Below are 8,319 nucleotides of genomic sequence, written 5' to 3' on the forward strand. Positions count from 1 at the left end.
CTCGAGGCGCCGTGGCCCAGCGGCGCTGCCGAAATCAAGGTCACCGGCTGTGGCGCCAGCTTCAGCGCGCAAAACAGTCCCGCCAGCCCGGCGCCAATGATCACGACATTCCCGCTGGTTTCGATCAGATCATGAGGTTGCTGAGCCATGGCTCTATCCGTTCGTTGGTTCCGGCCGTTCAAGAAAGTTCCCCGCCGATCAGGCTAAGCAGTTGCGCGTTAGCCTTTCTTTGGAGACATCTGTCGCTGTTTAGTTGTCTTTGGCTACAAAACGCCGCCATCTTGCCGGTCGCTCTCGCCATGGCTGTGTCTCGTGTTCCGTTCGCGCGCTGTATGCCTAATGAGGCGTTGTGATCAGTTGCGCAGATTGATCATCCGCTCGATCGGCTGTCGCGCCCGTGCGGCGATGGCGGGATCGATGGTAATTTCCCCGCTTAGGTCGAGCAGGCAATCGAGTATGTTTGCCAGCGTGATCCGCTTCATGTGCGGACACAAATTGCAGGGCTGCACCATCTCGATGTCGGGCAGCTCGGCGCGCACGTTGTCGGCCATCGAGCATTCGGTGATCAGCATCACGCGCCGCGGATGATGCTTGCGGACCCAGTCGATCATATGCGCGGTCGAGCCGGTAAAGTCCGCTTCCGCCAGCACATCGGGGGGACACTCCGGATGCGCGATGATCTGGACCGACGGGTCGGCCTCGCGGAAGGTGCGGAGCTCGTCACCAGTAAAGCGCTCATGTACTTCGCAGGCGCCTTTCCAGGCGATGATTTTCACGTTGGTCTTCGAGGCCACGTAGCGGGCCAGATACTGATCAGGCAGGAAGATCACTTCCGGCGCGTTGAGGCTCTCCACCACCTGCACCGCATTGGAGGAGGTGCAGCAGATGTCGACCTCCGCCTTCACCTCGGCCGAGGTGTTGACATAGGCGACGACGGGAACGCCGGGAAAACGTTCGCGCAACAGCCGCACGTCGGCACCGGTGATCGAGGCCGCGAGCGAGCAGCCGGCACGAGAATCTGGAATCAGCACCCGCTTGTCCGGATTGAGCAGCTTCGCGGTTTCGGCCATGAAATGCACGCCACACTGAATGATGATGTCGGCTTTCACCCTGGTGGCTTCGACTGCGAGCTGCAGCGAGTCGCCCTTGATGTCGGCGATGCAGTGGAAGATTTCCGGGGTCTGATAGTTGTGCGCCAGGATCACCGCGTCGCGCGATGCCTTTAGCTCGTTGATGGCGGCGATGACAGGCGCCATTGTTGGCCATTCCACCGGCGGGATTACCGTGCTGACCCGGTCGTAGAGATGCGCGGTGGCGCGCCGGACCTCGGGCGTCCATTGCAGCGACGGCCGGGGCAGGAGAGATGCACCACCCGTTGAGGCAGGCAGCCGTTCTGGCATGCCGGATGGCCGCAAGCCGCCCGGAGCGATGTCCTCGGGACCATAGAGTGCTGTGACCGGCATCGGGGCCTCCTCGTTTGATATATACTCTTGTTGAGCATATATAAGGCGCGACCAACACCGTTGGCAGAGGTCCGCTTGGCGGTCCATGCGGCCGGCCCGGCGCCTTCTATATTCTCAATAAGAGCAAAACGAAAATAGCATGGTCGCTGGCATCCCGCCAGCCCCGATCTTCTCAACAAATCGTCAACGCGCTACCGCCGGAGCTCCACGCATCCAGCCGGTGCGAGCTATTGAAATTTTTAATTCGCCCGGTTCCGGTTTTCATGCAAACGCATTAAACACCAGAGCTCGCCGCGCCGAGCGGGGCGCCGACAGCAAGGGAGAGGACCCATGGCGACAGAAGCAACGGGCATTGGCGTATCGTCGCCTGCCACGGGCTGGCGCACCCCGGCCGTCATCATCGTCTGCGGTTGCGCCGTTGCGCTGTTGAGCTTCGGGCCGCGCTCGACGCTCGGCTTCTTCGTGCAGCCGATGAGCCGCGAATTTGGTTGGGGCCGCGACGTGTTCGCGCTTGCGATTGCGGTGCAGAACCTGCTGTGGGGCCTGGGCCAGCCCTTGGCCGGCGCAATCGCCGACCGTTTCGGCGTCATGCGCGTGATCTGCGTCGGCGCGCTGCTCTATGCGGGCGGCCTGGTCATGATGCGCTATTCGGCGACGCCATTGTCGCTCAATATCGGCGCCGGCGTGCTGGTCGGTTTCGGCTTGTCGGGCTGCTCGTTCAACCTGGTGCTGTCGGCCTTCAGCAAGCTGCTGCCGCCCGAGCGCCGCGGGCTTGCACTCGGGGCCGGCACCGCCGCCGGCTCGCTCGGCCAGTTCCTGTTTGCGCCGTTCGGCGTGGCGCTGATTGGCAATTTCGGCTGGCAGAGCGCGCTGATTGTCTTCGCCGTGCTGATGCTGTTCATCGTGCCGCTGTCGCTTGCGATCGCGACGCCGCCGGCCGCCGAGACCCAATTGACCGATGCAGAGCACCAGTCGTTCACGACCGCGCTGATGCAGGCGTTCGGCCATCGCTCGTATGTTTTGCTGGTGCTCGGCTTCTTCACCTGCGGCTTCCAGCTCGCCTTCATCACCGTGCACCTGCCGGCCTTTCTGGTCGATCGCGGCCTCACCGCGCAAACCGGCGGCTGGGTGATCGCCGCGATCGGCCTGTTCAACATCATCGGCTCGCTCAGCGTCGGCTGGGCGCAGAGCCGGCTGCCGAAGCGCTACATTCTGTCCTTCATCTATTTCACCCGGGCGCTGGCGACCTTGGCTTTCATCTCGTTCCCGGTCACGGCGGCCTCGGCCATCGCCTTCGGCGCCGTTTCGGGTCTCGCGTGGCTGTCGACGGTGCCGCCGACCTCATCGCTGGTCGCGCTGATGTTCGGCACCCGCTGGATGGCGACCCTGTACGGCTTTGCCTTTGTCAGCCACCAGGTCGGCGGCTTCCTCGGCGTCTGGCTCGGCGGCCTCGTGTTCGAGCGCTACGGTTCCTACACGCCGATCTGGTGGCTCTCGATCCTGTTCGGCGTGCTGTCGGCCTTGATCAATCTGCCGATCGTCGAAAAGCCGGTCGAACGGGCCATTGCACAGCCGGCCTGATGCGATAAAACCCGAAAGCTTGAGTTCAGGAGGTTGTCGTGGCGACATTCAAGGCGATCAGGATCGACAAGGCAGACAGGGGCACCACGGCCGCGCTGACGCAGTTCGACGAAGCCGAGCTGATGGACGGCGACGTCACCGTACGCGTCGCATGGTCCACCCTGAACTACAAGGATGGGCTCGCGCTCACCGGCAAAGCGCCGGTGGTGCGCCGCTTCCCGATGATTGCCGGGATCGATTTCGCCGGCACGGTGGAGCAGTCCAGCCATCCGGCCTGGAAGGCGGGTGATCAGGTGATCTGCACCGGCTGGGGAATGGGCGAGACGCATCTCGGCGCCTATGCCGAGAAGGCGCGCGTTAAGGGCGACTGGCTGGTCGGCCTGCCGGACGGCCTTTCGGCGCGCGAGGCGATGGCGATCGGCACGGCAGGTTTTACCGCGATGCTGGCGGTGCTGGCGCTGGAGAAACAGGGCGTACTCCCGCAAAGCGGTCCGGTGGTTGTTACCGGCGCCGCGGGCGGCGTCGGCTCGGTTGCGATCTCCGTGCTCTCCAAGCTCGGCTATCACGTCATCGCTTCGACCGGCCGGTCCGCCGAAACAGACTATCTCAAGCAGCTCGGCGCGGCCGAGGTGATCGACCGCAATGAGCTGTCGGGACCGGCCAAGCCGCTTGCCAAGGAGCGCTGGGCGGGCGGGGTGGACAGCGTCGGCTCGACCACGCTCGCCAATCTTCTATCGATGACCAGATATGGCGGGGCGATCGCGGCCTGCGGGCTCGCCGCCGGGATGGACCTGCCGTCCTCGGTGGCGCCGTTCATTCTGCGCGGCGTGGCGCTGCTCGGCATCGACTCGGTGATGTGCCCGCTGGCCGCCCGCAAAGCTGCCTGGGAACGGTTGGCGCAGGATCTGGATCGGTCAAAACTATCTGAAATTACTCATGAAATTGGCCTCGATCAGGTCGCGGAGGTGGCGCCGCGGATCCTCGCCGGTCAGGTTCGTGGTAGATTAGTGGTAAAAATATCCTGAGTACGTTCAGACTTTACCAACCAAGCTGCTTCAATGTCGCCATGGTTGGTATGGTAAGCATCGGGTAAAGGACCATCGCCTTGCCCGCTGGTATTTGTTGGAGTTGGAGTGACAGCATGCTCGCGCGTTTTCTGTTAGGGACCGTCACCGCGGGCGCCATGATCGCTCCCGCGCTTGCAGGGTCGATGACGGCGGAAGAGGCGCGCAAATTCGTGGCCGGTAAGGTGTTCGCCTTCACCTGCTTCGACGGCACCCGCGGCGCGGGCCGCATTCTCGATGACATGGGCGCCGCCGGCGCCGTGCAGCTCTCCGGCTCGGGCCCGGTCCGCCATGTCCGGCTGCCGGGCAACACCTTGCAGATCCACGGCGACAATGTCTGCGCCTCGCTGAAGGGACTGCCGTTCGAGCCGTGCTTCAATCTCGACAAGAAGGATGACCGCAGCTTCCGCGGCTCCGTCTCGGGCTTCGGGTTCGCCTATTGCGATTTCCAGCATCAGGGCGGCGCCACGATGCTGATGGCGCGCGCAGTCGCGAAGTCGCATGGGCAGCATTCGCCGCGCGCGGCCGCCGAAACATCGCATGCCGAGATTGCCACGCGCGTGGAGACGCCGCGCGTCGAGAGTGCGAAGATCGAGCCGATCAAGACCGGACCGGATCGGGCCGGATCGGTCAAGGCCGAAGCGACCAAGGTTGATAATACCAAGGCTGATAGTACCAAGTCCGAAACGACGAAGGCTGAAGCGAAGGCCGAGAGCAAGCCGGCCGAGCAGGGTGCGCTGGAGCTGCGCCGCTCCACGGACTAACTATCTGCCGGCGTGCCCGGCCGCGTTGCCGAAGCGCACAACGCATCTCATCGTACATAGTCCGAAACAAATCTCTCGCTGGCCACGAAGGGATACATCGTTGCGCCGTAATCCTACGGTGCCCTGCATTCAGGCATCGGTAGCGACTCTCATCCCAGTGTGAGCGCGGGGGGTGGCCCAAACGAAAGGGTCGACTATGTCGCTTTACTTTTTTCGCATCAGTCAGGGGCGCTACTCGGGCGCTGCTGATCAGCCTTACGAATGCGCCAGCCGCGAGTCGGCCTGGAGCGAACTGACGTCCGTTTGCGCCGATTTGATCGGCGGTATCTCGCGCAGCCTGCAGAAAGACGCCGAGTGGCGGATGGAGCTGCTCGACGAGGCCAAGCAGCCGGTGTTCCGCATCCGTCTTGTTGCGGAGTCCGTGGGGTAGCCAACTCTTCCTCGCGCGATGCATGCCGGCCGGTCGTGGATTGCTTTTGACCGGCCGCGCATCGTCCCGCTAGAGGCAGCTGATGACCTGTCAACGCGCTCATATTTGCCCGTAGTTCTACCGGTCAGTTAATTAACTCCGAATTTGGTCATTAAAAGTCATGGTCCGCCTGGAATTTCCATCGCACCGTTTGCTTCCTGAGTGCGATCGATTTCACAGGCGGCCCAGAGTTCGCAACCGGATCGCTGCAAGGGGGTTTACTGGCTTTTTGGGAGAGTACCTCATGGCCCAGCTGTCAATTCGCGCCAAGATCATTGCCGTCATCGTCTTCATGCTTGCAACAATGTCGGGCCTTGGCACTCTCGCCATCTCCAGCATGCGTTCGATCAATGCCCATACCGTGGACCTCGCCGACAACTGGTTGCCGAGCGTGCGGGCGATCGGCGAGCTGCGCGCCGACATCAATCTGCTGCGCATCGCGCTGCGCGCCCAGGTCATGTCCGAGACCACCGAGACCAAGCAGGCGGCCGACAAGCGCATTGCCGGCGTTCTCGCCGCGATCGAGAAGGACCGCAAAACCTATGAGCCGATGATCACCTCGGCCGAGGAACGCGCTGTCTACGACAAATGGGCCCAGGCCTGGGACAAGTACATCGTGGGTGTCCGCCAGGTCATGGACGAGTCGCACAAGAGCGTCGGCCGGATTCCCCACGACGCGAGCGAGCTTCTGAACAACTCGGTCGCGACGATCGCGCGCGCCGCGGATAACTACTTTGTCCAGGATATCGAGCTGAACGACAAGGGCGCCAAGGAGGCGACCCGCGAGGCCAGCGAGAGCTATTTCAGGGCTTTCTGGCTGGTGATGATCATCATCGCAATAGCGATGGTCGCCGGCATGATGGTCGGCATATCCCTGGTGCGCAACGTGTCGAAGGGCATCGCCGACGTCGTCAAGCCGATGCAGGAGCTCAGCAACGGCAATCTGGCGGCCGAAGTCACGCATCGCGGCGAACACACCGAGATCGGTGTCATGGCGGACACGTTGCAGGTCTTCAAGGAGGCGCTGATCGCCAAGAAGGCCGCGGACGACGCCGCGGCGCGCGATGCACAGGCGAAGATCGAGCGCAGCCAGCGCGTCGACAGCATCACCCGCCAGTTCGAGGCGGTGGTCGGCGAAATCGTCGATACCGTGTCCTCGGCATCGGTCGAGCTCGAGCATTCCGCGAGCTCGCTGTCGTCGACTGCCAACCGCTCGCAGGAAATCTCCACCGTCGTGGCCGGCGCCTCCGAGGAAGCCTCCACCAACGTTCAGTCGGTGGCATCGGCCACGGAGGAGCTGTCCTCGTCGATCAGCGAGATCAGCCGCCAGGTCCAGGAATCCGCGCGCGTGGCCCGCGACGCCGTCGAACAGGCGCGCACCACCAATGATCGGGTCGGCGAACTGACAAAGGCGGCGGCGCGCATCGGCGATGTCGTCGAACTGATCAACTCGATCGCAGGACAGACCAACTTGCTGGCTCTGAACGCGACCATCGAGGCGGCGCGGGCAGGTGAGGCCGGAAAGGGCTTTGCGGTCGTCGCCACCGAAGTGAAGGCGCTGGCCGAGCAGACCGCGAAGGCGACCGACGAGATCGGCCAGCAGGTCTCCGGCATCCAGACCGCGACGCAGGACTCGGTCAACGCGATCAAGGCGATTTCCGGCACCATTGCGACGCTGTCGGAAATCTCCGCGGCGATCGCGGCCGCCGTCGAAGAGCAGGGCGCCGCGACGCAGGAGATCTCGCGCAACGTGCAGAACGCAGCGGCCGGCGCCGAGCAGGTGTCGTCGAGCGTCGTCGACGTGCAGCGCGGCGCGACCGAGACCGGCAGCGCCTCCTCGCAGGTGCTGAGCGCCGCCAAGCTGCTGGCGAAAGACAGCGATCGCCTGAACCACGAAGTGGCGAAGTTCCTCGAGAACGTCCGCGCTGCCTGATCGCTACGTCGTGGCGGTCGCCGGTGGCGGCCGCCTGCGGAACAGGATCTTCTGGTACAGCCAGCCGATCGCGACCAGCACCAGCCCGAGGCAGATGAAGGACAGCGCGCGGTAGACGCCTTCCAGGATCGACATGTCGATCACAAAGGCCTTGAGGATGGTGAGCGCGATCACCACCGCCGAGGCGAGGCGCGCGCGCTGCGACTGTACCAGTACGCCGATTCCGAGCAGGAGCACGCCGAACGCGAGCCAGGCGATCGAGTAGGTATATTGCTCGGCGCTCGTGGTCGTCCCGTCCGTCAGGACCGGGCCGTGATACAGCCTGCGGATCTCCAGGCTCACATAGAACAAGGCGAGCATCAGCGCACCGGCAGCCAGGCTGTTGGCGTAGACGACGTTGCGCCGGCCGGCGACCACGTAGGACAAGAGCAGCATCAGCACGGCCGGCAGCGCGTAGGCGAGCAGCAGCAGGTTGATGATGCTGCCGTTGATCTCGACATCGGAGAACATCGGGTTCTCCAGCAGCAGCAGCCCGCCGACGGCACTGAGGCCGGCGAGCCCGGTCAGCACCACGGCACTGATATTGTGAACGACGCTGCCGCTGCGCACCCGCAGCCGCTCCAGCCCGATCGCCATCGCGAGCCAGGCGCAGACGTCAAGCCCGGTCTCGACGAGCGACGGCACCGCGACCATGTCGCCGCCATTCACCGCGTGCCGGATCTCGAGGCTCGCGAGCAGCACCGTGAACAGGATCGCGGCGGCCTCGACCGCGCGCAAGGGGGCATCGTCGCCGCGGCGGCGCATCAGATAGCTCGCGCCCCAGAACGACGCGGCCGGCACGCCATAGCCCCACAGCAGCCAATTGAAAATCGGCGTGGTGCCGACGTCGTCGCCGACGACGCGCGGGTCGTAGCCGATCCGCGCCGCCACGATGCCGGCGAGGATGGCCGCGAGCGTCCGCAGGAACGGGATCGGCCGCCGCTCGGCGATCCAGGCCGTGCCGAGCGAGGTCAAAGCGAGCGCGATCGTCAGCGAGCCCTTGTCC

8 protein-coding genes are annotated in these 8,319 nt (G+C 64.1%); 5 read left to right on the forward strand and 3 right to left on the reverse strand.

Annotated features, from left to right (window positions below; genetic code table 11):
• Together WA702_RS20615 and nadA are read right to left on the reverse strand one after the other, a co-directional pair.
• Positions 1 to 149, reverse strand: a 149-nt coding sequence (locus WA702_RS20615; protein ID WP_425112402.1) for an FAD-dependent oxidoreductase, incomplete at its 3' end; no start/stop codon positions are given.
• A 204-nt stretch (positions 150 to 353) separates the two neighbouring features.
• Positions 354 to 1,463 (reverse strand): quinolinate synthase NadA, encoded by a 1,110-nt coding sequence (nadA, locus tag WA702_RS20620; protein WP_425112395.1) that lies wholly within the window; start codon positions 1,461 to 1,463, stop codon positions 354 to 356.
• A gap of 330 nt (positions 1,464 to 1,793) precedes the next feature.
• On the opposite strand from nadA, the gene WA702_RS20625 reads away from it, so the two are divergent.
• The 5 genes from WA702_RS20625 to WA702_RS20645 all read left to right on the forward strand — a co-directional run bounded on the left by WA702_RS20625 (position 1,794) and on the right by WA702_RS20645 (position 7,274).
• On the forward strand, positions 1,794 to 3,044 hold the full coding sequence (locus WA702_RS20625; RefSeq protein ID WP_425112396.1) for an MFS transporter: 1,251 nt from the start codon (positions 1,794 to 1,796) through the stop codon (positions 3,042 to 3,044).
• A 38-nt stretch (positions 3,045 to 3,082) separates the two neighbouring features.
• Positions 3,083 to 4,069 (forward strand): MDR family oxidoreductase, encoded by a 987-nt coding sequence (locus tag WA702_RS20630; protein WP_425112397.1) that lies wholly within the window; start codon positions 3,083 to 3,085, stop codon positions 4,067 to 4,069.
• Between the two features lie 116 nt (positions 4,070 to 4,185).
• Complete coding sequence (locus tag WA702_RS20635) at positions 4,186 to 4,872, forward strand: hypothetical protein (protein ID WP_425112398.1); 687 nt, start codon at positions 4,186 to 4,188, stop codon at positions 4,870 to 4,872.
• Between the two features lie 196 nt (positions 4,873 to 5,068).
• Positions 5,069 to 5,302: a DUF6894 family protein gene (locus tag WA702_RS20640; protein ID WP_425112399.1), complete on the forward strand. Its 234-nt coding sequence runs from the start codon at positions 5,069 to 5,071 to the stop codon at positions 5,300 to 5,302.
• Between the two features lie 283 nt (positions 5,303 to 5,585).
• Positions 5,586 to 7,274 (forward strand): methyl-accepting chemotaxis protein, encoded by a 1,689-nt coding sequence (locus WA702_RS20645; protein ID WP_425112400.1) that lies wholly within the window; start codon positions 5,586 to 5,588, stop codon positions 7,272 to 7,274.
• A gap of 3 nt (positions 7,275 to 7,277) precedes the next feature.
• On the opposite strand, the gene WA702_RS20650 is transcribed toward WA702_RS20645, so the two are convergent.
• Positions 7,278 to 8,319 (reverse strand): DUF2339 domain-containing protein (locus tag WA702_RS20650; RefSeq protein WP_425112401.1); only part of this gene is annotated, 1,042 nt, incomplete at its 5' end.

Source organism: Bradyrhizobium sp. (assembly GCF_049798375.1).
In the GTDB taxonomy this organism is placed as follows: domain Bacteria; phylum Pseudomonadota; class Alphaproteobacteria; order Rhizobiales; family Xanthobacteraceae; genus Bradyrhizobium.

Bases quoted from the DNA above. Each gene is read 5' to 3' on its own strand.
- nadA (WP_425112395.1), bottom strand. From the start codon at position 1,463: ATGCCGGTCACAGCACTCTATGGTCCCGAGGACATCGCTCCGGGCGGC.
- WA702_RS20625 (WP_425112396.1), top strand. From the start codon at position 1,794: ATGGCGACAGAAGCAACGGGCATTGGCGTATCGTCGCCTGCCACGGGC.
- WA702_RS20635 (WP_425112398.1), top strand. From the start codon at position 4,186: ATGCTCGCGCGTTTTCTGTTAGGGACCGTCACCGCGGGCGCCATGATC.
- WA702_RS20640 (WP_425112399.1), top strand. From the start codon at position 5,069: ATGTCGCTTTACTTTTTTCGCATCAGTCAGGGGCGCTACTCGGGCGCT.
- WA702_RS20645 (WP_425112400.1), top strand. From the start codon at position 5,586: ATGGCCCAGCTGTCAATTCGCGCCAAGATCATTGCCGTCATCGTCTTC.